Raw genomic sequence first — 26,945 nt, 5'->3', positions numbered from 1 at the left:
CGTGGGTGCCTCACCGGCCCGCGGAAAGCGGTGCGCGCCCCGGCGCGGCACCCTTCGGGGCCGGACGGCCGACGCGCACCTCCGGGTCTGGCGGGACCCGGAATGCCGGTCCGGCCGCCTTTTCCGACGCTGTCGCCCGGCGGTCCCCGGGCGCGCACTGTCTGCTCGGTACGGTCGTGCTCCACCTTTTCCGGTGCGGACGGCCCCTGCGCACGTGGTGCGGTTCGGCCTGTTCTTGAATTCTTTGGAGGGGAGGGATGTGTGTCGTCGGAAGCGGTTGATTCGGTAACCACCGTCGGGCGTCGCGCATTTGTCGACAGCGACGTTCTCGATATCGAGTGGGATCGCGTATTCAAGTCTTCCTGGCAACTTCTCGGATTCGCCGGGGAGGTACCCGAGCCGGGCGACTACGTCGTGCGGACGCTCGGCCGGGACGAGGTCGTCGTCGTACGCGGAGAAGACGGCGAGATCCGCGCACTGCACAATTCCTGTACCCATCGCGGCACCCGGCTGTGCCGTGCGAGTCTGGGAAACACCGCGCACCTCAGATGCAGTTACCACGGGTGGACGTTCGCCAACGACGGCCGTCTGGTGGGAGTCCCCGCGCTCCGGTCGGCCTATCCGCCGGACTTCGACCGCGCCGCCCACGACCTGCCCGCCGCGCGGGTGGTCTCCCGGCGCGGCTTCCTCTTCGCCACCTGGGACGCGGGGGCGCCCGGGCTGGAGGAGTATCTCGGCGAGATCGCCTGGTACCTCGACGCCCTCCTCGACTGCGGGGCGGGGGAGTGGGAGGTGTGCGGCCCGCCGCAGCGGGTGCGCACCCGGGGGAACTGGAAGATCCCCACCGACAACTTCGCCGGCGACGGCTACCACATGCGCACCACCCACCGGATCGCGCTCGACCAGGGCATCTACGGCGACACCCTCGCCGACGGCACCCGCGGGCGGATCGGCACCGACCTCGTCGGCGTCAACATCGCCACCGCGGGCGGCCACAGCGTGCGCGCGGGCTATGTCGTCGAGGACGGGCACTCCCTCGACGACCGCGACCCGGCCGCCCCGCAGTTCCCCGGCTACCCGCCCGCACGCTGGGCGGAACTGGCCGCCGCGCAGACCCCGGAGCAGGTGCGGTTCACCTCCCACTGCGAGGTCGCGCACGGCGTGATCTTCCCCAACACCGTCTTCCTCAGCGTCGCCCACGACCGCGCCGTCGGCGCGGACGACGACCCGCTGACCCGCTACCTCGTCATCCGCTCCCATGTGCCGGTCAGCGCCCGCGAGACCGAATGCCTGTACTGGACGCTGGTGCCCACCGCCATGGACGCGGACTGGCGCCGCCGCTCCTACCGCTTCCAGGCCCGCACCCAGTCCGCGGGCGGCATCCTCTTCGAGATGGACGACTTCGAGAACTTCGCCCGTATCGACGCCGCCCTCGCCCGCTCGGCCCCGGACCGCGCGGGCCCCGTGGACCTGACCCTGGGGACCGCCCGCTCCACCCCGGCGCCCGGCTTCCCCGGCCCGGGACGCGCCGAGACCGGCACCCTCAGTGAACACAACCAGCGTGCCTTCTACCGGCGCTGGGCGGAGCTGGTGGGTGAGCTGCCGTGACCGGACCTCTGCGCCCGCGCCGCCCCGCCGTACGCCCCGAGGATCTGGCGGACGGCCCGTTCCCCGACCGCGGCCCCCGGCTCACCGCCCTCGACGCGGAGATCACCGCCGCCCTCACCGAGGAGTGCGCCGCACTGGACGAGGGCGAGCACCGGCGCTGGCTGGACCTGCTCGACCCCGCGTTCCGCTACGAGATCCCCGTACCGCTGCTGCGGGAGGACCCCGAACTGCCCCGGCACAGCGGGACGGCCGTGCTGTTCGAGGCCACCAAGCGGGTGCTGGAGCTGAAACTCGGCCGGACCGGGCTCCTCCAGGCGTGGTCGGACCGGCCCGCCGTCACCACCCGGCACTTCCTCGGTCCGGTGCGGGTTTTCGGCACGCCTGCGCCGGAAGTCGTCCGGGCCGATGCCAATCTGCTGGTCACCGGCGCCCGGGGCGTCGAGCACGCGGTGCTGGTCACCGCCGCGCGCCAGGACCTGCTCCGGGAGCGCCGCGGGCGCCGGACGCTGCTGCGCCGGCGCGTCCTGATCGACGTGGAGGTCGCCACCCATGAACAGCTCTCCGTCATCTTCTGACCCCGGGCACCGCGCGGACGCGCTGCTGTGCCGGGTGTCCGGGGAGTCGGCATCGGTCGCCGTCCTGCTGCACCCGACCGGCAACGGACGGCGGCTGCGGCTGGTCTCCGAACGCACCGGCCTGAGCGCCCTGCTCGACGCCACCGTCCTGGAGGCGCTGTGTGCCCTGACCCCCTCGGCCGCCACCGCGCTGGTGCGCGCCGCCGTGCAGCGGGAGACACCCGGATGACGGCCGTCGCCTTCGCGCACACCGCACCGGACACCCTCGACGGCGCCCTGCGCGCGCTGGCCGCCCCCGGCCGGACGGCGACACCGCTGGCGGGCGGGCAGAGCCTGGTCCCACTGCTGATGAGCCGTCAGGTGCGCCCGGACGTCGTCGTGGACCTGACCGGCGTGCCCGGCCTCGCCGGGATCACCGTCGGCCCCGACCGGGTGCGGATCGGCGCGATGACCACCCTGCGCACCCTGGAGCAGCACGCGGAACTGGCCGCCGCGCTGCCCGTACTGGGCCGGGCCGCCGCCGCGGTGGCCCATCCGCACATCCGGCGCCGCGCCACGCCGGGCGGTTCGCTCTGCCACGCGGCCCCGGCCGCGGAACTGCCCGCCGTCGCGGTCGCGCTCGGCGCCGAGGTGGTGCTGCGGTCGCTGCGGGGCACCCGGGCGGTCCCCGCGGACCGCTTCGCCACCGGCGCCCACACCACCGTCCGCGCCCCGGACGAGTTGCTGACCGAGATCGTCTTCCCCCGCGCCACCGGCCTCACCCACACCTTCCACGAGCTGTGCACGCACGGGGAGAGCGGCTACCCGGTCGCCGGGGTGTGCCTGGGACTGCGGACCGACGAAGGACGGATCCGGGCCGCGCGCGTGGTGGTCACCGGCTGCGGTGAGGTCCCCGTCCGGCTGCCCGGGGCCGAGGCCCGGCTGACGGGCCGTCCGGTCGCCGGACCGCACCCGGGCCTGATCGCCGCCCTCGTCGCGGAGGCGGCCGGCCACCCGGGGCCCGCGGACGGCGGATACCGCGCCGAGGTCGCCGGCGTCCTGCTGCTCCGGGCCCTCGCGGATCAAGGGGAGGGGGCGGCCCGGTGAACGTCCGGAGGATCACGATGCGCGTCAACGGCACCGTCCGCACCGCGGACGCCCCCCACCACCTCACCCTGGCCGAACATCTGCGGACCGCGCTCCGGCTGACCGGCACCCACATCGGCTGCGGCACCGGCGACTGCGGCGCCTGCGTCGTCCTGCTCGACGGTGCGCCGGTCTGCTCCTGCCTGCTCCTCGCGGTGCAGGCCGACGGCCGGGAGGTGACCACCGTCGAGGGCATCGCCGACGGCGACCGCCTGGCCGCGGCCCAGCGCGCCCTCGTCGAGGAACACGGTCTGCAGTGCGGCTTCTGCACCCCGGGACTGCTGGTACGGATGGCACACACCGCCCGCCACGGCGGCGGCGAACAGGACGTCCTCGCCGGACACCTGTGCCGCTGCACCGGCTACGCGGGCATCCGCGCCGCCTGGCGCGGGCTCGCCGCCGGGGAGGACGACCGGTGACCGCGGACCACCGCCACATCGGCAGACCGGTGCCGCCCCGCCACCACGACCGGCTGGTCCGCGGCCACGGCCGCTTCATCGCCGATCTGCGCGCCGACGGGATGCTGCACGCCGCACTCGTCCGCAGCCCGCTCCCGCACGCCGAGGTCACCGGCTTCGACGCCACCGCCGCCCGGCACGACCCCCGCTGCGCCCTCGTCCTCGGCCCCGGTGAACTCGCCGCCCGCACCGCGCCGATCCCCACCGTCTGGCGGCTGCCCGGTCAACCCGAGGACGCGGTGCCCGTCGCCGTCCGCACCGCCCGCTACGCCGGGCAGCCGCTGGGCGTCGTCGTCGCGGACTCCCCGACCGCCGCCGCCGATCTGGTCGAGACCGTCCGGCTCGGCCTCCGCCCGCTGCCGCCGGTCCCCACCCTCACCGACGCGCTCGCCGAGGGCGCCCCACCCGTCGTCCCCGGTACGACGGGCAACACCGCCGGGCGCATCCGCTTCGGCTCCCCGCCCGAGGAGCTGGCCGCCGCGCACTCCCGGGCGGCGCTGGTCGTGGAGCGCGCGTTCACCCTGCCGCGGCTCCACCACACCCCGCTGGAGCCGCGCGGGGTGCTCGCCGCGTACGACCCGGGCACCGGACTGCTCACCGTCCACGCCGGCAGCCAGTCCCCGCACGCGATGCGGCAGGACCTCTGCGCCGTCCTGGGGCTGCGTGCGGACCGGGTGCGTGTCGTCTCGCCCGACGTGGGCGGCTCGTTCGGCAGCAAGGTCCTGCTCTACCCGGACGAGGCCATGGTGTGCGCCGCGGCGGTCGCCCTGGGGGCCGCGGTGCGCTGGGCGGAGTCGCGCGCGGAGAACTTCACCGCCGCCTACCAGGGCCGCGGCCAGCAGGCCACCGCCCGCCTCGCCGTCGGCGCGGACGGCCGGTTCCTCGCCTTCGACGCCGACGTCCTCGCCGACCTGGGCGCGTACGCCACCCAGGCGGGCAGCGGTCCGGCACAGGTGACCGGGCTGACGCTGCAGGGCCCGTACCGCGCGGACGCCGCCGCGGCCACCGTCACCGGCGTCCACACCACCCGCGTCCCGACCGGCGCCTTCCGCGGATACGGGATGCAGGAGGCGGCCTTCCTCCGCGAACGCCTCATCGACGAGGCCGCCCGCGAACTCGGCCTGCCACCGACGGAGTTGCGGCTGCGCAACCTGCTCCGCCCCGAGGAGCTGCCGTACACCACCCACACCGGGCTCACCTACGACAGCGGCGACTACGGCGCCGTCCTGCGCCGCGCCGCCGCCCTGGCCGACCGCCCGCGCCCACCGGACGAGCCGTGGGTGCGCCGGGGCACCGCCGTCGTCGCCGCGGTGGAGATCACCGCCTTCGCCCCCACCGCCCTGCTGGAGGCGTACGGCATCGCCTGGAGCGGCTGGGAGGGCGTACGGCTGAGGATCAACCACGACGGGACCGTCACCGTGTACGCGGGCGTGATCGCCGTCGGCCAGGGCATCGAGACGGCCCTGGCGCAGATCGCCGCGGAGGGGCTGGGCATTCCCCTGGACTGGGTACGCGTCGAACTCGGCGACACCGACACCGCCCCGCACTCCGACCTGTCCGCCCAGGCGAGCCGGGCACTGACCCTCGCGGGCGGCGCGCTGATCACCGCCGCACAACGGCTCGCCGACCGGATGCGGCAACTCGCCGCCGCCTTCCTGGACGCCGCACCCGAGCAGGTCCGCACCCGGATCGCGGCCACCGCGGACCCGTCGTCACCCGACGCCGTCTTCCTCGCCCCCGGCGGCGCCCGCATCGCCTGGCGCGAGGTCGCCCACCGCGGCCACCGCGGCTGGGGACGCGCACGGCGCACGGACCCGATCCGGCTGGAGGAGTCGGTCGACTTCGACCCGCCGCAGCTCACCTTCGCGCACGGCGCCCACGCCGCCGAGGTCGCGGTCGACCTCGGCACCGGCCGCACCACCGTGACCGGCTACTGGGCCGTCCACGACAGCGGCGTACTGGTCAACCCGCTGATCGCCCACGGGCAGATCGCCGGCGGCATCGCCCAGGGACTGGGCCAGGCGCTCACCGAGGAGGCCACGGTGGACGCCGGCGGCCTCCCCACCACCCGGTCGCTGCGCGAGTACACCCTCCCCGCGGCCCCGGACATCCCCGAGGACCTCGTCATCGAGCACACCTCGACCCCCAGCACGGTGATCCCCGGCGGTTTCAAAGGACTCGGCGAGGGCGGCACCATCCTGCCGCCCGCGGCGGTCGCCTGCGCCCTCGCCGCCGCGGTACCCGAGATCGCACACACCCTCACCTCGCTCCCGCTCACCCCGCCCCGCATCCGCGCGGCGCTGCGGGCGGCGGGCCTCACGGCGGAAGGCGGCATCCGATGAACGGTACGCACGGGACGACGACGGTGCGGCAGGCGGTCTTCGACCTGCTGCGCGCCGAGGGCATGACCACCGTCTTCGGCAACCCCGGATCGCTGGAACTCCCCATGCTCCGCGACTTCCCCGCCGACTTCCGCTACGTCCTCGGGCTCCAGGAGTCCGTGGTGGTGGCCATGGCCGACGGATACGCCCAGGCCACCCACCGCCCCGCGCTGGTCAACCTGCACTCGGCGGCCGGGGTCGGGCACGCGATGGGCGCGCTGTTCACCGCCCGCCGCAACCGGACGCCGCTGGTGGTCGTCGCCGGCCAGCAGGCCCGCTCGCTGCTGGAGGGCCACCCCTACCTGCTGTCGGAGGACGCGGTCACGCTGCCCCGCCCGTACGTCAAACTCAGCCGCGAACCCGCCCGCGCCGAGGACGTCCCGGCGGCCGTCGCCCGCGCCCGGTACCTCGCCACCGCCCCACCGGCCGGACCGGTGCTGGTCTCCGTCCCCAGCGACGACTGGGACCGCCCCGCCGAACCCGTCACGCCGCGGCGGGTGAGCACCACCGTCGCCGCGGACCCCGCCCTGCTCGCCCACGTCGGCGAGGCCCTGGCGGGGGCCCGGTCACCCGTCCTGATCGCCGGCGCCGGGGTCGACCGCGAGGGCGCCGTGCCCGATCTGGTGGCGCTGGCCGAGGCGCACCGCGCACCGGTCTGGGCGGAGCCGATGTCCCACCGCTGCGCCTTCCCCGAAGCGCACCCGCTGTTCGCCGGCTTCCTGCCGCCGGTCCGCGAGGAGATCGTGCGCACCCTGGAAGGCCACGACCTCGTCCTGTCGGTGGGCGCGCCGGTCTTCACCTACCACGTCCCCGGCAGCGGCCCGCACCTCCCGCCCGGCACCGGCCTCTGTCTGCTCACCGACGACCCCGAACAGGCGGCCTGGTGCCCCGGCGGCACGGCCGTCCTCACCGGGCTGGCGCCCGCGCTGCGTGCCCTCGGCAGCCACCCGCCGCGCACCCCGCGCACCCCGCCGCCCGCCCGCCGCCGCCCCGCGCCGCCCACCCCCTCCGCGACCGGGATCACCCAGGCCCATCTGGTGCACGCCCTCGCCGAGGAGCGCCCCGACGGCTGCGTCCTGGTGGAGGAGGCCCCCGGAACACGTCCGCTGATGTGCGCCCACCTGCCCAACCCTGGCCCGGAGAGCTTCTACACCACCGCCAGCGGCGCGCTCGGCCACGGACTCCCCGCGGCGGTCGGCCAGGCGCTGGGCCGCCCCGGCACCCGTGTGCTCGCCGTCGTCGGCGACGGCTCCGCCATGTACGCCGTCCAGGCCCTCTGGTCGGCCGCCCGACTGCACCTGCCCCTCACCGTCGTCGTGGTGAACAACCGCCGCTACGCCACGGTCGACTCCTTCGCCGAGCGGTTCGGCATGGCGCGGCCGGTGGGCACGGCGCTCGACGGGCTCGACTTCGCCGCCCTCGCCACCGGCCAGGGCTGCGCCGCCGCGCGGGTCGAGGACCCCGACGCCCTCGTCCCCGCGCTGCGCACCGCCCTGACCGCCACCGGCCCCTACCTCCTCGACGTGGTGGTCGAGGAGTGAGCCGTGCCCTACCGCACCGCCAGACCACCGTCGGGCCGCAACACCTCACCGGTCATCCCCGCCGCCGCGGGGGAGGCCAGGAAGCGGTAGAGCGGCGCGATCCGCTCGGCGCTCAGCAGCACGCCCAGGGGGTTGAACTCCCGCACCTTGGCGCCGATCTCACCGGAGTCGGCGAAGACCGGGCGGCCGTCCACGGTCCGCAGCCCGGTCACCACACCGCCCGGCGCCACCGCGTTGACCCGCACCGACGGCGCGAGGTCGGCGGCCAGGTGGCGCACCACCCCGAGCGCCGCGTGCTTGGCGGCGGCGTACGCGATGCCCGCGCCGTTGCCGCGGACGAGGAAGGAGGCGTCGGAGAGGGTGAAGACCATCGAGCCCCCGCTCTCGGTGAGCGGCCCGGCGGCGGCCCGCGCACCGAGCACATAGCCGACGACGTTCACGTCCAGGACGCGGCCGGCCAGCTCGGAGAGGGCGGCGCCGTCGAGGTCACGCACCCCGACGCCGCCGTCGTGCACCCCGGCGTTGCCCACGAAGAGGTCCAGCCGCCCGAACCGGGACAGGGCCGCCTTCACCACCGCGTCGTTCGCCTCGGGATCGCGTACGTCACCGGCCACCCACCGCACCCGGTCCCCGGCCGGCTCCTCGGGCACACCGCGGTCGAGCACCACGACCCGGTAGCCGTGCGCCGCCAGATCGCCCACGACGGCACGGCCGATACCGGACGCACCGCCCGTCACCACGGCGACGGGCCCGTCGCCCGCCCCCGGGGCGCCGCCCCGCTCCGTCCGTCCCTCGCCACCTGCCGCCAACTCACCGTCTCCTTCCGCTCGTGGTGTACGCCGCCGGGCCGCGCCCCGCCGGTCACACCGGCGGCGGCTGCCACAGGCCGGTGTCCGGGCAGCCCCGCAGGCTCGCCGACACCGCGTCGTCGCGGGGGGACGCCACGCCCCAGGTGTCGCTGGTCTGCGCGTTGGCCGGGTAGACCCGGGGCGTCCACGTGTGGTCCGGGTCGATCCGCAGCATTCCTGTCGTGTATTCGGCGACGAACCGGGAACTCGGTTCCTGGAAATAGGTGAAGGTGTTCGCCCCGACCCCGTGCCGCCCCGGGCCCCACAGCGGTGTGTAGCCTTTTTTCGTCATCTCGCCGGTCGCCCGCATGAATTCGTCGATGCCGCGCAATTCGAACGCCACATGATTCAGCGACACATGCGGGGCGCGGGTGAAGGCGAGCATATGGTGAGCGGCGCCGGAACGGAGGAATACCATGATGTCCTCCACCCAGTCGGTCACCTGCAGGCCGAAAACCGCGCGGTAGAACGCCGAAGCGGTCGGCAGATCGGCCGTGTTGAGCACGACATGGCTGATGCCGGTCGGCCTGCTCTCGCCCGCCTCCACGGGCCGGAACGCCCGCGCCGCCGTCCCGGAGGCCACCTCGACCGTACGGCCCTCGCAGTCCAGGAACCGGAAACGGTAGCCGCCGCCCAGATCGTCGCAGGTGGCAGGGGTGGTGAGAAGGCGACCTTGCGGGTGTGCGGCCACCCGCCCGGCGATCTCGTCCACGGCGTGCTCATCGGTTGCGGCCAGACACAGCAGATCCATCCGCGGCTCCGCGGTGGCCCGCAGCCGCAGCACGTGATCGTCCTGGCAGCCGGCTCCCAGGAATACCCGGTCCGCATCGGCGGCGACCGGATCCAACTGCCAGTGTTTCTCGAAGAATTCCCGGGCGGCGCCGAGGTCGGGTACACCGAGCGCCACACTCCGGACATGGGTGATCATCGAAAATGCGCCCCCAGACAGTCTCCGGTGGTTTCCGCACGAGAATACCGGCGTCCCGGGGAAAAGGAGCATCCGATTCGGCCCTTCTCGCTCCGCCCACCGCACTATTCGAAACGGGCCGGGCGGTCTCCTCGTAGCACCGAAATTGCCGATCCCCGGAGCCCGGTCGCCTTTTACGGGCCGGGACCGGCGCACCGCCGCCGGCCCCGTGCCCCTGTCGCAAAAACGCGGGAGGCGACGGCCGCGGCCGCCGCCTCCCTGGTGTGGAACCCGGGGTCAGCTCTGTGCCGACCGGCTCCGGGACGGGAGCAGATAGCTCAGGGCGAAGGTGACGGCGAGCAGCGCCACGCTGACCCACATGGTGGTGGCGAACGCCGGTCCCGCGTCCCGGGCGAGCTGATGGGTACGGTCGGGCTGCGGGTGGAAGTACAGGGTGCCGAAGAGGGCGACGCCGAGGGAGGCGGCGACCTGGATGACCGTGTTGAACAGTCCGGAACCGCTGCCCACATGCCGTTCGGGAACGTCCTGCAGGGTGAGCTGGGCCAGCGGCGCCACGGCCAGACCCGCACCGGAACCGGCGACGAACACACCGGGCACGAACGCCGCCCACGGGGTGTCGGACGCGGCCCCGTGCGCGGTGACCCCGAGGACTGCCAGCCCCGCCGCCATGACGACGAGGCCGATCTGCACGGTCCCGCGGCCGATGCGCGGCATGAGAACGGTGGCGCCGAGGGTGGCGAAGCCGGCGTTGGCGACCGGCCAGGCCAGCATCAGCACACCGACCGTCAACGGGGTGAACCCCAGCCCGGCCTGGAGGAGTTGGAGCAGCGTGAAGAAGAACCCCATCATCGGCAGGAAGATCAGGAACTCGACCAGCAGCCCCCCGCCGACCGAGGGGATCCGCAGCAGCGCGACCTCCACCAGCGGCGACCGGTCCGCGGCCGACAGCACGCGCTGGTGGTGGTGGAAGAGGGCCAGGACGAGCACACCGAGGACGAACGCGGCGTAGCTCCACGCGGGCCAGGTACCGCGGTCGCTGGCGAGCGTCAGCGGGTACAGCAGGAGCAGCAGCCCGATGCCGGAGAGCACGACACCGGGCAGATCGAGGCGGGGCCGCGTGGTGGCGCGGCCCTCGGGCAGGACGCGCCAGGCGGCGAACACCGCCACGGCGCCGACCGGCACATTGATCAGGAAGACCCCGCGCCAGCCGAGGCCGGTCCAGGCCGACTCCAGCAACAGCGCCCCCAGGATGGGGCCGAGGGCGGCGGCGAGGCTGGAGAGCGAGGAGAACGCGGCCATGGCCCGGCCCCGCTCGTGCGGTGCGTACAGCAGCTGGATCTGGGAGAGCACCTGGGGGATCATCGCCGCCCCGAACAGCCCTTGCAGCACCCGGGCGGCGACCAGCAGCCCGGGAGTGGGGGCGGCGCCGCACAGCGCGGAGGCGGCCGTGAATCCGGCCATGCCGATGAGGAAGACGCGCTTGTAGCCGTAGAGGTCGCCCAGCCGGGCGCCGGTGACGACCCCCAGGGCGAAGGCCAGTGTGTAGCCCGCGAGCACCCATTCGATCTGGGCGGCGGAGGCGTGCAGTTCGGTGCGGATGGTCGGCAGTGCGATGTTGGCGATCGTCGCGTCCAGCAGGTCCATGAACGCGGCCAGCAGCACGATGATCAGCGTGACGGTACGCCGTCGCCCGGCGGGAGCCGTCCGGGGCGGGGCAGAGGTGGTGGTGGACAACGTGGTGCCCTTCGGAAAGTCGCAGAGATCGAGGGACGGCGGCACGCCCGCGGGTGGGCGGTCGTGCCGCGGTGGCGGGACGGCCCGCAGGCCCCCGCCCCTCGGCCGACGTACCCGGGAACGGGGTCGGCCGGAAGAAGCTGCTGCTCAGCTACGGGCGACCGGTCGCCCGCGCGAGCCCGCAACGGCGGGCGGACAACAGGAAGAACGGGGCTTCGGCAGGCACGTGGCCATGCGCGGCCCGATGTGAAGAGTCATCACGAGGAAACGCTCCGAGAGGCGAAAAGGACACACTTGTGGCGTGAAAGCGGGTCCGCAGCTAGGAAACTCGGGGCGTAGACACCCCTCCACGGTAGCTGATCGCCGGTCCGCTCCCGTCCCTCCCGCACTCGACGAAGGGCGCCTGAACGGGTATCCCCAGTTCAGACGCCCTTCTCAGGTTTTCGCTCTCCACTGTCCCGGCTCCGGAAGAACCGGACTTCTCCGCGACCCCGGTCGACGGACAGCCCCGGGACCGGTCCTAGTGGAACGGATGCGGCGACAGCGCCGTGAACCACAGCAGGACGACGGTGGCGACCCCCATGATCGGGGTCAGTATCTCCGTCTCCAGCTTGTTGCCGCTGTGCTGGATGAGGACGATCTCGTAGCGGTTCTTCAGCGGCCAGAGCCACGGTGCGCCCTGTTTGGTGATGGAGTCGCCGAGCAGGTGGGCCAGGCAGCCCAGGCCGGCGGCGTACGGCAGCCAACCAGGGGCCGAGGGGATGAATTTGGCGATCACGGCGGTGCCGATCCCGGCCATCGCCACGATCGTGCCCCAGGCGGAGAACCCGTGGCCGGGCGGACAGAGGTTGAGCGCACGTACCGCGAGGGCCAGGAGGAAGAAGGTCATGCCGAGTGTGAACGGCCGGCCCAGGTACTCCACTCCGGCCCAGGTCCCCGCGGTCATCAACGCCACGAAGAACAGCGAGTGGGTGGCGTGCCGGTGACCACCGGAGATCCACGCCACGAAGCGGCAGAGCGTCTTGGACACCGGGCCGAGGAAGTTGGCGATGGTGCCGTCATGGTGGTCCAGGTCCGGCAGGAGCGCGGCCCCTGCGCACAGCACCGTGCCCATCAGGATCTCCTCCGGCGCCAGATGAGCGTGCATCAGCAGCGGCGGCAGAAAAGGTGAGGTGCCCGCGAAGAGCAGAGCACCGCTCATCGCATGCGAATGGCCCATCATGGTGCGTTCGTCCTCCCCGTACGGGCGCGTGCCCGACGCCACGCCCTCAACGGCGCAGACGCTATCAGCGCGGGCCCGCCGGACGACCGGCGACCAGCGCGTCGAGCAGGCATGGCCCGCCGACTTGCCGAGGGGCCGCCCGATCCGCCAACTCCCAGCCCTCCACGCGCGCATCGTGCCGCTGCCGCTGCCGTTGTCAGTGGTCGGGGGCAGGATGGTGGTCATGGCTGCGCTCCTTCCCCTGACCCTCCCCGCGTCCCTGGTGGGCGAGCACCGCGTCGACCTCACCGCCAAACCCTCCGAGGGATGGGCTTTCACGACGTACGACGTGGCGGCGAACGCGGCCGGTGAGACGTACGCGCTGTGCGGAGCGGGGCGCTACCGGCCGCAGGCCGTCGCCTCCACGGACCCCTTCGAGCTGAATTTCACGTACCACCTGCTCACCCGGTTCGCCGCCGACGGGACGCCCACCGCGACGGCCCTGCTCGGCGGGCCGACGCCCGGCAACGTCCCGACCGGCCTCACCGAGGGGTCGGACATGAACCTCGCCGTCCTCCCGGACGGAACGGTCGCGATCAGCTCCGCGCCGGGCAACACCCACCTCTTCTCCGCCGACCTGAGCCGCCTCGTGGAGTCCTGGCGCGCGCCCTGGGGCTGGGGCGAGGAGCGGACGGGCGACCCGTTCGCCCTCTCGATCGACGTCACGCCCGCCGGCCGGCTGCTGTGCGCCACGGCCGAGTACGGCGTGAGCAACTACGCCGGGCAGGTCGCCAACCTCGTCGCGCTCTCCGAGCCCGGCAGCACCCTCGGCCCCGGGACCAAGGCCACCCTGCGGGCCATCGCCACGCACGACGCCCGCACCGACCGGCAGACCGACGCCGACCGCCGCGCGCACCTCGTCCACGACGGCACCCCCGTCGGCGGCACCAACCGGCCGTCTCCCTCCCTGACCGAGCTCGTGTCCACGGACGACCGCGCCCGCCACGACTACACCGACTGCGAGCTGGGCCGCCCCGCGGCCATGGGCGACGACCTCTTCGTCGTCCCGGTCTTCGGGCGGATGTACCGGTCCGCCAACCGCGGGCAGGTGTTCGCGTTCCTGCTGCTCGACGGGGACGGCGCGGTACGCGGCAGGCTGGAGGGGATGCACCGGTACGAGGACAGCCCGTACCCGGGCTTCTGCTTCACCGTGGTGGGCGATCCGTACCGCGGGCGGGCCTTCCACCTCAACCGCCACGGCCTGTACGCCTGGGACGCCGAGGGGCGGATGCGCGCCCGCATACCCACCTCGGACGCGCCGTTCACGGCGCTCACCCACTTCTCCCTGATGGGCTGCTCACCCGCCGGCGAACTGCTCCTCGTCCACCGTAAGCAGCACCTGCTGCTCCGGGTGCCGGTACCGGCGGACCTCGGCGACCTGGAGTCCGCGGTGCGCGCCGCCCTGAAGAGCTACGGCCCCGGGCGCAACGCGCTGAAGCGGCAGTACGCCCCGGTGAACTGGCACTGGTCGGCGCACTCCGCCCGGGTGCACCGCTTCTGAATCCAGCGGGGTACGGGCGGCCGGGCCGCGGGGAGTTGCCTGTCAGGGGCGGGTGTGAACGCCGGTGCCGCCGGCGACGGTGAGATTGTCGCCGGTGATGTAGCCCGCGGCGTCGGAGGCCAGGAATCGTGAACAGGCGGCGGTGGTGGGGCTCGCCCGCGGGCCGCAGGACGAATTCCCGTCCCGCGAAAGGAAGATGAGCCTCCCCGGGGCAGGGGGGCGCCCTCGTGCGGGGGAGGCAGGATGGCCCCATGGGACTGCACACCGCTTACGGACTCAGCCGGATCATCAACGCACGAGGGCCCTACACACCCCTCGGCGTTTCGCGCAGCGGGGACCGTGTGGCCGCCGCCGTGGCCGGAGCGCTGTCGGAGTTCTTCGTGATGGATGAACTACAGGAGGCGGCCGACCGGGCCCTCGCGCAGTTCACCGGAGCGGAGGCGGGGACCGTCGTGCACTGCACGGCGTCCGGGATCACCCTCGCGGTCGCGGCGACGATGACAGGGGAGTCCCCGGAGCGCATCGCGGCGCTGCCGGACACGACCGGGATGCCCGGCGCCGTCGTCCTCCCGGCGGGGCACGCCGTCAACTACGGACACCCCCTCGTGCAGGCCGTCCGGCTGGCGGGTGCGGTCCCGGTTCCCGTCGGGACGGAAGCCGGGTTCACGCCGGAGGATCTGGAGACGGGCCTCGCGCGCCCCGGCGTCGCGTGCCTGCTGCTGGTGTCGTCCCGTCTTGTGCGCGGGACCGGTGCCGATCTCGCCGAAGCCGTGGCGGTCGCCCACCGTCACGGGGTCCCCGTCGTCCTCGATGGTGCGGCGCAGGACTTCCGGATCGGCGAACTGCTCGGCACGGGCGCGGACTTGGTGACCGTCAGCGGGCAGAAGTACCTGGGTTCGCCGACCGCGGGGCTGGTGGTGGGCCGGGCGGAACCGGTGGCGGCGGTCCGGGCGCAGGAACGGGGCATCGGCCGGGCGATGAAGGCGAGCAAGGAAGCGGTGATCGGCGTCCTCGCCGCGCTTGAGGCGCGTCAGGAGCTGGACCTGGTGGTGTGGCGGCGGGAGCAGGCCGAGAAGGTGGCGGACTTCGTCGAACGGGCAGGTGCCCTCCGGGGCGTCACCGCCTCGTCCGTCCCCGACCCGACGGGGCTGCCCTTCGACCGCGCCCGGCTGGTGGTGGATCCCGCCGTGGCGGGCATGGACGCGACCGCGCTGGACGAGGCGCTGCGGGCAGGCTCGCCGCCGATCTGGGCCCTGCCCGGCCGACGGGACGCGGAGGAGCTGTTGTTCGAGCTCCTCCCGCTCACGCCGGACGAGATCGATGCCGTTCTCGTCCGGCTGGCCGAACTGCTGCCGGACTGAGGGGCGTTGCCGGGGGAGTGGCAGGGGAGCTCTTCCCAGGGAGCGGCGGAACACCGGGGATCGTGCGGCGATGCAGGGCAAAATGTCACTTTGTGTTAATCTTCCACGTTCGGACGGCTGCGACAGCTGGCGACTCCGTCCGCACGGTTCCCCCTTGTACGTCAGCTGTTCGTCGATCCTGCCGGGCCTTCCTCGGTACGTTCCCCTCGCGGAAGGCTCTTCATGAACCACCCGGACCGCCCCAGCACCCCGCACGCCGACCTCGCCCGGCCGGTGTCCCCGGCCACCTTCGCCGACGTGGACCTTCCGGCCGAGGTGCTGCGCACGCTCACCGCACGAGGCGTGCGTGAGCCGTTCCCGATCCAGGCGGCCACGCTGCCCAGCGCCCTCGCGGGACGCGACGTCCTGGGGCGCGGGCGTACGGGATCGGGCAAGACGCTCGCCTTCGGTCTGCCGTTGCTCGTCCGGACGGCCGGGCGGCGTGCGGAGCCGAAGCAGCCGCTCGCCCTGATCCTGGTGCCCACCCGGGAGCTGGCCCAGCAGGTGGCCGAGGCGCTCACGCCGTATGCCGAGGCGCTCGGCCTGCGGATGGCCACGGTGGTCGGCGGGATGTCGATCGGCCGGCAGACCGCCGCGCTGCGCGACGGGGCCGAGGTCGTCGTGGCCACGCCGGGCCGTCTGCACGACCTCGTCGAGCGGAGGGCCTGCCGCCTGGGACGGGTACGGATCACCGTCCTCGACGAGGCCGACCAGATGTGCGACATGGGCTTCCTGCCGCAGGTCACCGAAGTGCTCGACCAGGTGCACCACGACGGCCAGCGGATGCTGTTCTCGGCCACCTTGGACCGCGACGTCGATCAGCTGGTCCGCCGCCACCTCCACGACCCGGTCGTCCACTCCGTCGACCCGTCCGCGGGTGCGGTCGCGACGATGGACCACCATGTGCTGGTCGTCCACGGCCCCGACCGGTACGCCGTCACCACGGAGATCGCCGCCCGCGACGGCCGCGTCCTGCTGTTCCTGGACACCAAGCACGCCGTCGACCAGCTCACCCGGCATCTGCGGGCCCACGGTGTGCACGCTGCGGCGCTGCACAGCGGCAAGTCCCAGCCGCAGCGCACACGGACCCTCGCACAGTTCAGGAACGGCCAGGTCACCGCCTTGGTGGCGACCAATGTCGCGGCCCGTGGACTGCACGTCGACGACCTCGATCTGGTGGTGAACGTCGACCCGCCCACCGACCCCAAGGACTATCTGCACCGTGCGGGCCGCACCGCCCGGGCCGGAGAGTCCGGCCGCGTCGTCACGCTGGTGCTGCCGGGCCAGCGCCGGGAGCTGAGCCGGCTGACGGCCGAGGCCGGCGTCGAAACGACGGTCACCAAGGTGCGCTCGGGCGAGGCGGAGCTGAGCCGGATCACCGGGGCCAAGGCGCCCTCCGGCGGTCCGCTCGACGGTGGGCCCGCCGCGGCCCGGCCCAAGAACACCAACGCCCCCTTCCGCGGCCTGGGCACCGGTAAGGGCGCCTCCCGCGGCACCGGCGGCAAGTCTTCCCGTAAGGCGAACGAGGCCCGCAAGCTCGCCGAGGCCCGCAAGGCGGCCCGGGTGCGGCGCGGCGCCTGAGAGCCGCTGCCCCGCCGTCCGCAGATCTCCGGAGGGGGCGTCCCCCTCCGGGAAGACGGCCCCTGGGCTCGGATCCACCTCGGCGGCGCCGCCCCGAGCACGCTCGTACGCGCCGGACACCTCCGGGCCCACGGTCCGGGCGCGGGCGTCCTCGCGGACACCCTGTTCCGCACCGACCGGGCCCTGCACTGGTTCTTACCGGGGAAGGGGGCACCGGTCGTGTCGGAGCGGATGCTCCCGGCGCGCGAAGGGTGAGCGGGTGCACCGATGCGCGCTCCGCAGGCCGCACCACCCACGCACGCGGGCCGACGGGACCGGACTAGTACCGCAGCGTCCCCGCGATCCCGCCGACCTCGGTGAGCGCGCCGTCGGGAACGAACCGCACCTCCGCGCCGGTGTCCAGCGACCGCTCCACGATCGTGTCCACGATGTCGTCCACGGAGTCCGGGTCCCCGGGCTCGGCCGGCATGAGGTGGTCACCGGTGTCCCGTACGGTCTCCCGGTAGTTCTCCTCCACCGCCAGCAGCGCGACCCGGCCCGCCTCGGCGTTCTGCCGGATCTCGTCCACGCCGGCGGCGAACGTCCGGCGGCCGCGCGCCCGGTCCAGCTCGGCCAGCACATCGGCGACGTCGGCCTCCGCGTTCTTCTCGGCGTACGGGCGGATCGCCTGCCAGAGGGCGTCCGGCGGGCCACCCGCCAGCCCCGTGTGCGGCACCTGCGTCACCGCGATCCTGGTGCCGGTGCCGCTGCCCCGTACGACGGTTCCGGCCTCGTCGAACAGCGAGAGCGCCGCCGTCTCGCCGACCACGTACAGGGGCCGGGGCGCGGTCCTGAGGACGGTCGTGAGCGCGGTGTCCGCGTCCCGCAGGAAGGCGCGGGTGTGCTCGTCACGGAAGGTGCTGGGCACGTCACCCACCTGCAACTGGTCCTCGGGATCGGGGTCCACCAGGCTGCGGGTCAGCGGGAATCCGCCGCGGTGCACCTCGGCGACGCGGTCGGCCGCACCGCTCCACAGGCTGACGCGGTCGGCGGAGAGCGCCAGCACCCAGAAGGGGTGCTCGGCGGCCTGCGCGGCGACGAGGTTGCGGGTGAGGAAGGTGTCCGAGAGCACCACCCGGGCCGGAACCGTACGCCCCACCGACCACACCTGGTGTTCCCCCGGCGCCGCGAAGACGACCAGGCCCTCCTCGGCGTGCGTCAGGTCGACCTCCGACGCCGCCCGGCCCAACTGCTCGATGACATCGATCCGTCGTTCCCTGGAGACGTCCGGATCGTCCTGGAGCCGCTCCTTGGCCTCCGTCAGCATGTTGCGCAACAGGACCGGGTCCTGTGCGTTGTCCGGCTCCCGGCGGTGTGTGGGCATCAGGACCGACACGGCTGGGTAGGGCCGCCGCCGGCGGAGCTGGGCGAGGTCGGCGGAAGTGAGCGCTGCATGCATCGGAAGCCTTCTTTCGGCGCGGGGATTCACGGAGCCGAAGCGGAACGGGGGCAGGGGCGGGAGCTGCGAACGGGATGCGACGCGGGCATCCGGCGCATCCGCCGGAATCCGCCCCGGGCGCACCGCCCGATCACCCGGCCACCCGACCACCCACTACGAACGATATGCCCGTTTCCTGGGGCGGGCAGCGGATGCGCGGTCCGCGGCATTGCCCCCTTGGGGCCGTGGGTTTCTGTCCCGGGTGACGCTGTAGGCGATGACCGGGGCGGCCTGGGGGCCAGGAGCTGGGGCTCGGGGGCGACGAGGAGGAACTTCTCCTCGTCGCCCATCGTCCCCCCGTCGTCAGCGTTCCCGGCCGGGCTCGGGCGGGCACGGCAGCCGGTACGGGCTCAGCGTTGCCGGTTTCCTCCACGGCCGTATGTCACACCTGGCGAGTATGCTGACACGTTCCGTCAAAGATCGGTGCTGCGGCGAAACCGTATCGGAGTGCCGCCCGCGCCGACGGATCACGGGAGCCTGGCTGACCGGTCACCAACGGCGGGCGGAGCGACACCGGCCGCAGTCGGCCGTAGCGGCCGCTCCTCCTCGGTGACGTGGAACGGATGGCCGGGATCGGCAAGGGTCACCGCGGTGGTGGGCTCCGCCCGGCAGTGCGGGTTGCCCCGGAGTCGGCGTGCCCGCCGCAGGCCGGGGTGTGCACCCCTGTTGCGGAGGTGTGACGCCTCCGGGGCCGGAGGGCAACACCCGCTTGACAGCGTCGAGTTGACCGTCGGCGGAGGTGTTCGCCTTCACCGACCGGGAACCCGCCCACCGGTGAGCGGGCACCCTGCCGCTGATCTGCCGCCGGCGTCCACACCACGCTCCTGGCCCTGACCACCACCCTGCAACTGCTGGCCGAATACTCCGGTCAGTGGGAGCATCTGCGCACCGGGCGCGCCACCGCGGATCAGGCGTTCGCGGAGGCGCTGCGGCTGGAGGCCCCGATCCAGGCGTTCGGACGCCGGGTGACCGCCGACACCGCCCTCGCCGGCACGCAGCTGCGCGGCGGCGACAAGCTGTGGGTCCTCTACGGCAGCGCCGGCCGCGACCGGCGCCACTGGGGCCCCGACGCCGATGAGTTCCGCGTCCGGCGCACGGGCCACGGCAGCCACCTGGCGTTCGGCGCCGGGCCCCACACCTGCGTCGGCCTCCATCTGGCCCAGTTGCAGGCCCGCGCCTTGATCGACGCCCTCGCCACCCGCTGCACCCTCATCCGCCCCGCCGGGACCCCCGTACGCCTGCTCAACCACCTGCTCCGCGGCTTCAGCCGCCTGCCGCTCACCGTCGAGCCCGTCTGACCGTCAGGCGGAATGCGCCCGGGGGCTCCGCGATCTCTCCGCGGGCACGGCTCCGGGGGCTGGGCGTCAGCCCTTGCCGAGTGCGTCGGTGAAGGCGAACGGCGACTGGGAGACGCCGCTGCATACCGGTGAGGCCGCCGCCTTCCCGGTCGGTGCGGTGTCCGTGCCGCTCTTGGCCGCCGGCTGCGCCGCCGCGTTGCACGCCTGGTCGCGGCTGACGGACCAGTAGGACATCCGGCCGACCCCGTTGCCCCGCGCCCAGCTCGCCACCGAGGCGGCGTCGGCCAGGCTGAAGACGGAACCGTCGTCGTTCACGCCGATCATCGGGGTGATTCCGAGGTTGGCGTAGGTGTAGCCGGAGTCCACGGACTGCATCTGCGCCAGGGTGGCCTTGCCCGCGCTGATCGCCGCCGCGCCCATGTCCGTGCCGGTGCCCTGTCCGTAGTCCATCGTCATGATGTTGACGTTGTCCAGCTTCACGCCGGCTGTCTTGGCGGCCTTCAGTACGTTGACGCCGTCGGCGGTCAGGCCGGTGGGCAGTACCGGCAGGGTCACCGAGGCGGTCAGCCCGGAGTTCTTGGCCTTGAGGTCCTTGATCGCGGTCATCTGCCGGGCCACGCCCGCGGTGTCGGCGACGGCCGCGCCCTCGATGTCGAAGTCCAGGGACGTGGTGCCGTAGGCGGTGATCTCCTTCTGGTAACCCGCGTCGATCTTGCTCTGGTCGGTACAGGTGAAGGCCAGCGGCTCACCGCTTGCTCCGCCGGAGGAGATGATCACGTCGGCGCCCTCGGCCTTGGCCTTGGCGATCTCCGGATCGGTGTACGGGTCGTTGCCGACGGGGAGCGTGTCGCCCCAGATGTTGTCGCACCCGGCGCCGATGGTGAAGGCGGCGGTGTAGGTCTTCACACCGTGGCCGGTGATGGCGGTGTCGAGCAGCCCTTCGGCGGAGTTGCTCATGTCCACGTACGGGGCGAACTCTCCCGCCGTGTCGAGGTGGGCGGCCGGGCGGATCGTCTGCGGGGGCGCGGGACTCGCGCCGGCGGCGGTGATTCCGACGCTGGACAGGGCTCCGGCGGCTGCCGTCACCAGGGCTGTACGGATCGGCTTCCTCATCAGGTGTCCGGTCCTTCCGGGAGGACGAGAGAAGAGCATGACCGTTCACCGACAGAAAATGGACTAGACCAAAGCCGCCGTCAAGGGCCCGTGGCCCCAACTACCCATTCTTTGGAACTGCTTGGGAAAGTTCTGGAGCGCGGGGCGGTGCCGGTGCCCGACGAGTTGGCGCGCCGGGAACTGTCCCGTGATCGCCTGGTGTCGGATGAGAGGGGCGAGGGTCCCGACGCGGGCCGACGGGCCGCTCCGCCCCTTGCGCGTGCGGGTGCCCTGCCCGGTGGCCGGACGTCTGCCACGAGGTCCTTTCCTGTGGCCAGAGGTGTGGGGGGATCGGCCGCGATGGCGGCCGGGCCTTCCGTCGTCTGCCGGACGCGAGGCCGAGTCGGCGGAGCCCGGCGCCCGGGCAGGGCAGGGCAGGGCGGGCCGTCAGATGATCAGGACCCGGCGCCCGCGTGTGTGGCCGGCCTGGCTGTCGATGTGCGCTGCGGCAGCCTCGGTCAGCGGGTACGACTTCTCGACCGGGATCCGGAGCTTCCCCCGTGAGATGAGGTCGACGGCTTCGGCGAGCGCGTCCCGCACGCTCCCGGCCACGCCGGAGAACCGGACGCCGAGTGCCGGTGCGCCGAGATCGGCGATGGAGATCACCTTCCGCGGATCCCCGGTCAGCGCGACGAGCTCGCGGATCACGCCCGAGCCGGACAGGTCGAGAGCGGCGTCGACCTGCCCGAGCTGCCGCACCCGCTCGACCCAGCCCTCGCCGTATGTGGTGGCGAGGGCGCCCAGGCCGCGCAGATAGTCCTGGTTCCGGGCCCCGGCTGTGCCGATCACCGTGATGCCGCGGTCGTGGGCGATCTGCAGAACCGCCGAGCCGACTCCACCGGACGCTCCGCTGACCAGCAGCGTCTGCCCGGGCCGCACGCCGACCTCGCGGATGATGCGCAGCGCGGTCTCCACCACGGAGGGGTATCCGGCCGCCTCCGCGAACGTCAGCCCCTCGGGTATCCGGGCCCACGCCGACAGCACGGCGAACTCGGCATAGGTGCTCGATCCTTCGCCGAACACTGCGTCGCCGATCTCGACCCCCGCCACGCCCTCGCCCACCTCGTCCACCACCCCGGAGGCGTCCAGTCCGACTCCGGAGGGCAGCTCGATCGGATGCGCCCCCAGGATCTGTCCTTCGCGGATCCGCCAGTCGACGGGATTCACGCCCGCCGCCCGCACGGCGATGCGTACCTGACCGGCGCCCGCGTGGGGCTCCTCGGCGTCCACGAGACGCAGCACGTCCGGGCCGCCGAATTCGTCGAAGCTCACTTTCTTCATGTTCTTCATGCGGCAGAACGTAACACTAACGGATAGTGTTTTGAAGCGGTTATACTTTTGCACCTGGTAGTGTTCGGCTATGACTGAGCCGCCCGGACGCCGTGAGCGCAAGAAGGCCGCGACCCGCCAGAAGATTGCCGACACCGCCCTGCGGCTCTTCCTGGACCGCGGCTTCGACGCCGTGGGCATCCGCGACGTGGCCGCCGAGGCCGACGTGGCGGTCACCACGGTCTTCTCCCACTTCGCCTCGAAAGAGGCCCTGGTGTTCGAGCGGGACGAAGACTTCGAGCTACGCCTCACACGGGCGGTCACCGACCGCGCGCCGGACGAGCCGCTCCTCCCCGCGCTGCGCCGCGAGGTCCAGGCCCTGGTGGCGCACTGCACGGCGGACAGCGCCACCCCGATCTGGCACATGATCGACGCGTCACCCGCCCTGCGGGAGTACGAGGAGTCGATGAGGCTGCGTCATGCGGAGGCCCTGGCGACGACCCTCGCCGCCGATCCCGCCCTGCCGCGGACCACCACGGCCTGCCGGGCCCTCGCCAGGTTCGTGATCGACGCCTATGCGGTGGCCCGTGAGGCGCCCGAACCGCAGACCGCGCTCGACGAGATCTTCCGGATGATCGAGGCGGCATGGGCCGCCACGCACCCCACCGGCGACAACGCCGGAGGGTGAGGCGAGCGGCGGTGTTCCGGTCCGGGTACGGACCGGAACGCGCCCCCTCCCGGAGGGAAAGGGGCCGGTGGGGGCGACCCCAGGGGGAGACCCCTGCGCACCGTGGCACCGCCCGGGTCCCGCTGCGCCAAGCGGTCGGCCGGGGTGCCGCCGTGCCCGTTTGCGGCGATGGTGGAGTCATACGGCTGCGTGGGACGGAGCGCTGTGCCACGGCGCCGGTGAGACCCGGCCGGTCGGCAGCCGCCGAGTCTCCCGGGACGGGTACCGGTACAGCGCATGGCGAGCCGTCCGTGGCCGGACGCGGATCCCGGGGGACGGGCAGACGCCGAGCCGGCCCCGCTTCCCCCTCGTCATCGGCGCCTGGGCCGCGGCGGCCGGCAGCTCCACGGCGCGGGCGAAGTGCCCTGATGCGGTGAGCGGAGGAGGTCCGGCATGCCTGAGGGCCCGCACATCGTGAGTGATGTGATGACCAGGACGGTGGTCGCGGTCAGGTGGGACGCGCGCTTCAAGGAGATCGTCCGGGCCATGGACCGGAGCAAGGTCAGCGCCCTGCCGGTCCTGGAGGGCGACGGCCGCGTCATCGGTGTGGTCTCCGCGGCCGACCTGCTGCCGAAGGAGGAGTTCCACGACAGCGCGCCGAGCCTGTACGAGCAGCGCCAACGGCTGCCGGACATCGCCAAGGCGGAGGCGGCGACCGCCGAGGAGGTCATGAGCACCCCGGCCATCACCGTGCACGGCGACGTCACGCTGGCCCGGGCGGCCAGGATCATGGCGGTGAGGCACGTCAAGCGTCTTCCCGTGGTGGATGACGAGGGCGTGCTCAAGGGCATCGTCAGCCGTGGCGATCTGCTCAAGGTGTTCCTGCGGCCGGATGAGGACATCGAGGAGGAGGTCCGCCGCACGGTGGTGTCCTACCTGTTCCCCGCCGTCAGCCACAGCATCCACGTGAACGTGCACGAGGGAGTAGTCGCCCTCCGTGGACGAGTCCACGACACCTCGCTCATCCCGGCGGCCGTGCGTCTCGTCCGCGCCGTGGAAGGCGTGGTGGACGTCATCCCCCAGCTCACCGGCGAGCCCGCCGCCCCGGAAGGCGCCGAAGGCGTGTGGTGACGCGACCGGTGGCGTGTGGTGACGCGACCGGTGGCGGGTGGTGCACAAGAACGTGTCCCGTTCCGTTCCCGGCCGGGAACGTCGCGATGCGGCCCGGGCCCGGCTCGGCGACTCTGGAAGCAGAGGCAGAGGCAGGCGTCGGGAGGAACGTCCATGCGTCGGGAGACGATCCACAAGGGCACCGCCGCGCCCGTCAGGCCGAATCTCGCCGACTACGACCGGGCCCGTGCCGATTTCTCCTGGTCACAGGCGCGCACCGCGCTGGCCGGGCTGCCCGGCGGAGGGCTGAACATCGCGCACGAGGCCGTCGACCGGCATGGGGGACCGGAACACGCGGACAAGACCGCGCTGCGGTGCGTCGCCCCTGACAACACGGTCTCCACCGTCACGTATGCCGAGCTGGCCCGCCGTACGGCCCGCTTCGCGAACGTTCTGCGGTCGCTCGGCGCCGGCCGGGGAGACCGGGTGTTCACCCTGCTCGGCCGCTGCCCCGAGTTGTACGTCGTGGTGCTGGGGACGCTGAAGAACACCGGCGTGCTGTGCCCGCTCTTCCCCGCCTTCGGCCCCGATCCGGTGGAACAGCGGCTGCGTCTCGGCGACGCCCGGGTCCTGGTCACCACCGCGGCCCTCTACCGCCGGAAGGTGGCCGACCGCCGGGACTCGCTGCCCGGGCTCGCACACGTTCTGATCGTCGGTCCCGGCGCCGAGGACCTGCCCGGCACGGTCTCCCTCGACGAGCTGATGGCCGCCGCCCCGGGCGCCTTCACGATCCCGCCGACCTCGCCCGAGGACATGGCCCTGCTGCACTTCACCAGCGGAACCACCGGCACCCCCAAAGGCGCGGTCCATGTCCACGAGGCCGTGGTCGCCCATTCCGCGACAGCCGCGTACGCGCTCGATCTGCACCCCGAGGACGTGTATTGGTGCACGGCCGACCCCGGCTGGGTCACCGGCATGTCGTACGGCATCATCGCCCCGCTCGTCCACGGCGTGACGGTGATCGTCGACGAGGGCGACTACGACGCCCGGCGCTGGTACCGGATCCTGGGCGAGCAACGCGTCACCGTCTGGTACACCGCGCCCACCGCCCTGCGGATGCTCATGCGCGCGACACCACGCGAGGGCCCGTACGACCTGCCGCGCGCCTACGACCTGTCGGCACTGCGCTTCATCGCCTCCGTCGGTGAGCCGCTCAACCCCGAGGCGGTGGAGTGGGGCCAGGACGTGCTGGGCCTGCCCGTCCACGACAACTGGTGGCAGACGGAGACCGGCAGCATCATGATCGCGAACTTCGCCGCCTGCGACATCCGCCCCGGCTCCATGGGGCGGCCGCTGCCCGGCGTCGAGGCGACCGTCCTGGAGCGGGGCGAGGACGGCCGGGCCCTGGTGACCGGGGGAGAGGTCACCGAGGTGGCGGAACCCGGCGTCGAGGGCGAGCTGGCACTGCGCCCGGGCTGGCCGTCGATGTTCCGCGGCTATCTGCACGACAAGGAGCGTTACGAGGCCGCGTTCGCCGGCGGCTGGTACCTGACCGGCGACCTGGTCAGGCGGGACGCCGACGGCTGGTACTGGTTCGTCGGCCGCGCCGATGACGTCATCAAGTCGGCGGGGCACCTCATCGGCCCGTTCGAGGTGGAGAGCGCGCTGATGGAGCACGCGGCGGTCGCGGAGGCCGGAGTGATCGGCCGTCCGGACCCCGTTGCCGGGGACGTCGTCAAGGCTTTCGTGTCGCTGCGCCCGGGCATCGAGCCGACCCCGGCTCTGGAGCGGGACCTGCTGGCCTTCGCCCGCCGGCGGCTGGGCCCCGCCGTCGCGCCGCGGGAGATCACATTCGACCAGAACCTGCCCAAGACGCGCAGCGGCAAGGTCATGCGCCGACTGCTGAGGGCGCGTGAACTCGGACTCCCCCTCGGGGACCTGTCCACCTTGGAGGGATCCCCATGAGTGTGGCGCGACCGGGACGCACCCGTAAGACGGCCCCGAAAGCGGTGAAGAAGACCGTGTCCGGCAAGCGGAGCGCGAGAAACGGGGCTCCGGCCGACCGGCACCGGACGGACCTGTTGGCGGCGATGGTACGCATCCGGCGCTTCGAGGAACGGTGCGTAGAGCTGTACAGCGCCGCGAAGATCCGCGGCTTCGTCCACCTCTACATCGGTGAGGAGGCCGTCGCCGTGGGCGTCAGCGAGGCACTGGCACCCGAGGACGGTGTGGTGTCCACGTACCGTGAGCACGGCCACGCGCTGGCCCGCGGCCTCACGACCGAGTCCGTCATGGCCGAGATGTACGGCAGGACGACCGGCTGCAGCGGTGGCCGGGGCGGGTCCATGCACCTGTTCGACGCGAGCCGCCGCTTCTACGGCGGCAACGCGATCGTCGCCGGTGGACTCCCCCTGGCGGCCGGCCTCGCGCTGGCCGACCGCATGCGCGGCCGGACCCGCGTCACCTGCTGCTTCTTCGGCGACGGCGCCTTCGCCGAAGGCGAGTTCCACGAGACCGCGAACCTCGCCGCCCTGTGGAAACTGCCGCTGCTGTTCGTCTGCGAGAACAACCTCTACGCCATGGGTACCTCCCTCGGACGGCACGAGGCGCAGACCGACCTGGCCCTGCGTGCCGCCTCCTACGGCATGGTCGCCTGGGCCGTGGACGGCATGGACGTCGAGGCCGTGGAACAGGCGGCCCGACGGGCCACCGAGGGCATCAGGGCAGGGGGCGGACCGGCATTCCTGGAGCTGCGCACCTACCGCTTCCGCGCCCACTCCATGTACGACCCGGACCGCTACCGGGACAAGGCCGAGGTCGAACAGTGGAAGGAGCGTGACCCGATCAACGGGATCATGGCCCGCATGCGCGAGGACGGTGAGCTGGACGACGCGGATCTCGCCCGGATCGAGCAGCGGATCACCGACGAGATCGACCGGGCCGTCGCAGCAGCCGAACAGGCCCCCGAGGAACCGGCCGAGAACCTGCTCCGCCATGTCACCAGTGCTGCGACCAGGGCGGTGAGCTGACC

General features: G+C 73.1%; 22 protein-coding genes. 15 read left to right on the top strand and 7 right to left on the bottom strand.

The window, feature by feature from the left end:
- Positions 1 to 102: 102 nt before the first annotated feature.
- The 7 genes from ACF1BH_RS22220 to mdlC are packed head-to-tail and all read left to right on the top strand — an operon-like array spanning position 103 to position 7,688.
- On the top strand, positions 103 to 1,608 hold the full coding sequence (locus ACF1BH_RS22220) for an aromatic ring-hydroxylating dioxygenase subunit alpha (protein ID WP_391644719.1): 1,506 nt from the start codon (positions 103 to 105) through the stop codon (positions 1,606 to 1,608).
- Positions 1,605 to 2,183 carry an aromatic-ring-hydroxylating dioxygenase subunit beta gene (locus ACF1BH_RS22215; protein ID WP_391644717.1) on the top strand — a complete coding sequence of 193 codons (579 nt, stop codon included), beginning with the start codon at positions 1,605 to 1,607 and terminating at the stop codon, positions 2,181 to 2,183. Before ACF1BH_RS22220 ends, ACF1BH_RS22215 begins: the two co-directional genes overlap by 4 nt.
- Positions 2,158 to 2,412: a hypothetical protein gene (locus ACF1BH_RS22210; protein WP_391644715.1), complete on the top strand. Its 255-nt coding sequence runs from the start codon at positions 2,158 to 2,160 to the stop codon at positions 2,410 to 2,412. Before ACF1BH_RS22215 ends, ACF1BH_RS22210 begins: the two co-directional genes overlap by 26 nt.
- Positions 2,409 to 3,269, top strand: coding sequence for an FAD binding domain-containing protein (locus tag ACF1BH_RS22205; RefSeq protein WP_391644713.1), 861 nt, complete (start codon positions 2,409 to 2,411; stop codon positions 3,267 to 3,269). The genes ACF1BH_RS22210 and ACF1BH_RS22205 overlap by 4 nt, the downstream gene beginning before the upstream one ends.
- Positions 3,266 to 3,727, top strand: coding sequence for a (2Fe-2S)-binding protein (locus ACF1BH_RS22200; RefSeq protein ID WP_391644711.1), 462 nt, complete (start codon positions 3,266 to 3,268; stop codon positions 3,725 to 3,727). Before ACF1BH_RS22205 ends, ACF1BH_RS22200 begins: the two co-directional genes overlap by 4 nt.
- Positions 3,724 to 6,108 carry a xanthine dehydrogenase family protein molybdopterin-binding subunit gene (locus ACF1BH_RS22195; protein WP_391644709.1) on the top strand — a complete coding sequence of 795 codons (2,385 nt, stop codon included), beginning with the start codon at positions 3,724 to 3,726 and terminating at the stop codon, positions 6,106 to 6,108. The genes ACF1BH_RS22200 and ACF1BH_RS22195 overlap by 4 nt, the downstream gene beginning before the upstream one ends.
- On the top strand, positions 6,105 to 7,688 hold the full coding sequence (gene mdlC, locus ACF1BH_RS22190; RefSeq protein ID WP_391644707.1) for a benzoylformate decarboxylase: 1,584 nt from the start codon (positions 6,105 to 6,107) through the stop codon (positions 7,686 to 7,688). The genes ACF1BH_RS22195 and mdlC overlap by 4 nt, the downstream gene beginning before the upstream one ends.
- Positions 7,689 to 7,696: 8 nt before the next feature.
- On the opposite strand, the gene ACF1BH_RS22185 is transcribed toward mdlC, so the two are convergent.
- From ACF1BH_RS22185 to ACF1BH_RS22170, 4 genes are all read right to left on the bottom strand, one after another.
- A complete protein-coding gene (locus ACF1BH_RS22185; protein WP_391644705.1) occupies positions 7,697 to 8,497 on the bottom strand; it encodes an SDR family oxidoreductase in 801 nt (266 codons plus the stop codon).
- Positions 8,498 to 8,549: 52 nt separating this feature from the next.
- Positions 8,550 to 9,464: a VOC family protein gene (locus ACF1BH_RS22180; RefSeq protein ID WP_391644703.1), complete on the bottom strand. Its 915-nt coding sequence runs from the start codon at positions 9,462 to 9,464 to the stop codon at positions 8,550 to 8,552.
- 276 nt (positions 9,465 to 9,740) lie between these two features.
- Positions 9,741 to 11,198 carry a DHA2 family efflux MFS transporter permease subunit gene (locus ACF1BH_RS22175; RefSeq protein ID WP_391644701.1) on the bottom strand — a complete coding sequence of 486 codons (1,458 nt, stop codon included), beginning with the start codon at positions 11,196 to 11,198 and terminating at the stop codon, positions 9,741 to 9,743.
- A gap of 520 nt (positions 11,199 to 11,718) precedes the next feature.
- A complete protein-coding gene (locus ACF1BH_RS22170; RefSeq protein ID WP_391644699.1) occupies positions 11,719 to 12,645 on the bottom strand; it encodes a metal-dependent hydrolase in 927 nt (308 codons plus the stop codon).
- Between ACF1BH_RS22170 and ACF1BH_RS22165 the strand changes: the two genes are divergently transcribed.
- The 3 genes from ACF1BH_RS22165 to ACF1BH_RS22155 all read left to right on the top strand — a co-directional run bounded on the left by ACF1BH_RS22165 (position 12,644) and on the right by ACF1BH_RS22155 (position 16,941).
- Positions 12,644 to 13,960 carry a hypothetical protein gene (locus ACF1BH_RS22165; protein WP_391644697.1) on the top strand — a complete coding sequence of 439 codons (1,317 nt, stop codon included), beginning with the start codon at positions 12,644 to 12,646 and terminating at the stop codon, positions 13,958 to 13,960. The genes ACF1BH_RS22170 and ACF1BH_RS22165 overlap by 2 nt on opposite strands.
- Positions 13,961 to 14,211: 251 nt before the next feature.
- On the top strand, positions 14,212 to 15,321 hold the full coding sequence (locus ACF1BH_RS22160) for an aminotransferase class V-fold PLP-dependent enzyme (protein ID WP_391644695.1): 1,110 nt from the start codon (positions 14,212 to 14,214) through the stop codon (positions 15,319 to 15,321).
- A 222-nt stretch (positions 15,322 to 15,543) separates the two neighbouring features.
- Positions 15,544 to 16,941: a DEAD/DEAH box helicase gene (locus tag ACF1BH_RS22155; RefSeq protein WP_391644693.1), complete on the top strand. Its 1,398-nt coding sequence runs from the start codon at positions 15,544 to 15,546 to the stop codon at positions 16,939 to 16,941.
- A gap of 319 nt (positions 16,942 to 17,260) precedes the next feature.
- Here the strand turns inward: ACF1BH_RS22155 and ACF1BH_RS22150 are convergent, their stop codons facing one another.
- Positions 17,261 to 18,379 carry a chemotaxis protein gene (locus tag ACF1BH_RS22150; protein WP_391644691.1) on the bottom strand — a complete coding sequence of 373 codons (1,119 nt, stop codon included), beginning with the start codon at positions 18,377 to 18,379 and terminating at the stop codon, positions 17,261 to 17,263.
- Positions 18,380 to 19,242: 863 nt separating this feature from the next.
- Between ACF1BH_RS22150 and ACF1BH_RS22145 the strand changes: the two genes are divergently transcribed.
- Entirely contained in the window at positions 19,243 to 19,716 is a 474-nt protein-coding gene (locus ACF1BH_RS22145) for a cytochrome P450 (protein ID WP_391644935.1), read from the top strand.
- A gap of 66 nt (positions 19,717 to 19,782) precedes the next feature.
- On the opposite strand, the gene ACF1BH_RS22140 is transcribed toward ACF1BH_RS22145, so the two are convergent.
- Complete coding sequence (locus ACF1BH_RS22140) at positions 19,783 to 20,829, bottom strand: chitinase (RefSeq protein WP_391644689.1); 1,047 nt, start codon at positions 20,827 to 20,829, stop codon at positions 19,783 to 19,785.
- 426 nt (positions 20,830 to 21,255) lie between these two features.
- A complete protein-coding gene (locus ACF1BH_RS22135; RefSeq protein ID WP_391644933.1) occupies positions 21,256 to 22,149 on the bottom strand; it encodes an NADP-dependent oxidoreductase in 894 nt (297 codons plus the stop codon).
- 79 nt (positions 22,150 to 22,228) lie between these two features.
- Here ACF1BH_RS22135 and ACF1BH_RS22130 point away from each other — a divergent pair, with 79 nt between their 5' ends.
- The 4 genes from ACF1BH_RS22130 to pdhA all read left to right on the top strand — a co-directional run bounded on the left by ACF1BH_RS22130 (position 22,229) and on the right by pdhA (position 26,943).
- Positions 22,229 to 22,825: a TetR/AcrR family transcriptional regulator gene (locus tag ACF1BH_RS22130; protein WP_391644687.1), complete on the top strand. Its 597-nt coding sequence runs from the start codon at positions 22,229 to 22,231 to the stop codon at positions 22,823 to 22,825.
- A gap of 432 nt (positions 22,826 to 23,257) precedes the next feature.
- Positions 23,258 to 23,935, top strand: coding sequence for a CBS domain-containing protein (locus ACF1BH_RS22125; protein ID WP_391644685.1), 678 nt, complete (start codon positions 23,258 to 23,260; stop codon positions 23,933 to 23,935).
- A gap of 153 nt (positions 23,936 to 24,088) precedes the next feature.
- On the top strand, positions 24,089 to 25,879 hold the full coding sequence (gene acsA / locus ACF1BH_RS22120) for an acetate--CoA ligase (RefSeq protein WP_391644683.1): 1,791 nt from the start codon (positions 24,089 to 24,091) through the stop codon (positions 25,877 to 25,879).
- A complete protein-coding gene (pdhA, locus tag ACF1BH_RS22115) occupies positions 25,876 to 26,943 on the top strand; it encodes a pyruvate dehydrogenase (acetyl-transferring) E1 component subunit alpha (RefSeq protein WP_391644681.1) in 1,068 nt (355 codons plus the stop codon). The genes acsA and pdhA overlap by 4 nt, the downstream gene beginning before the upstream one ends.
- The last annotated feature ends 2 nt before the right edge of the window (positions 26,944 to 26,945 follow it).

Source organism: Streptomyces sp. NPDC014733 (assembly GCF_043083385.1).
In the GTDB taxonomy this organism is placed as follows: domain Bacteria; phylum Actinomycetota; class Actinomycetes; order Streptomycetales; family Streptomycetaceae; genus Streptomyces.
This window is presented reverse-complemented; position numbering and strand designations above follow the sequence as displayed.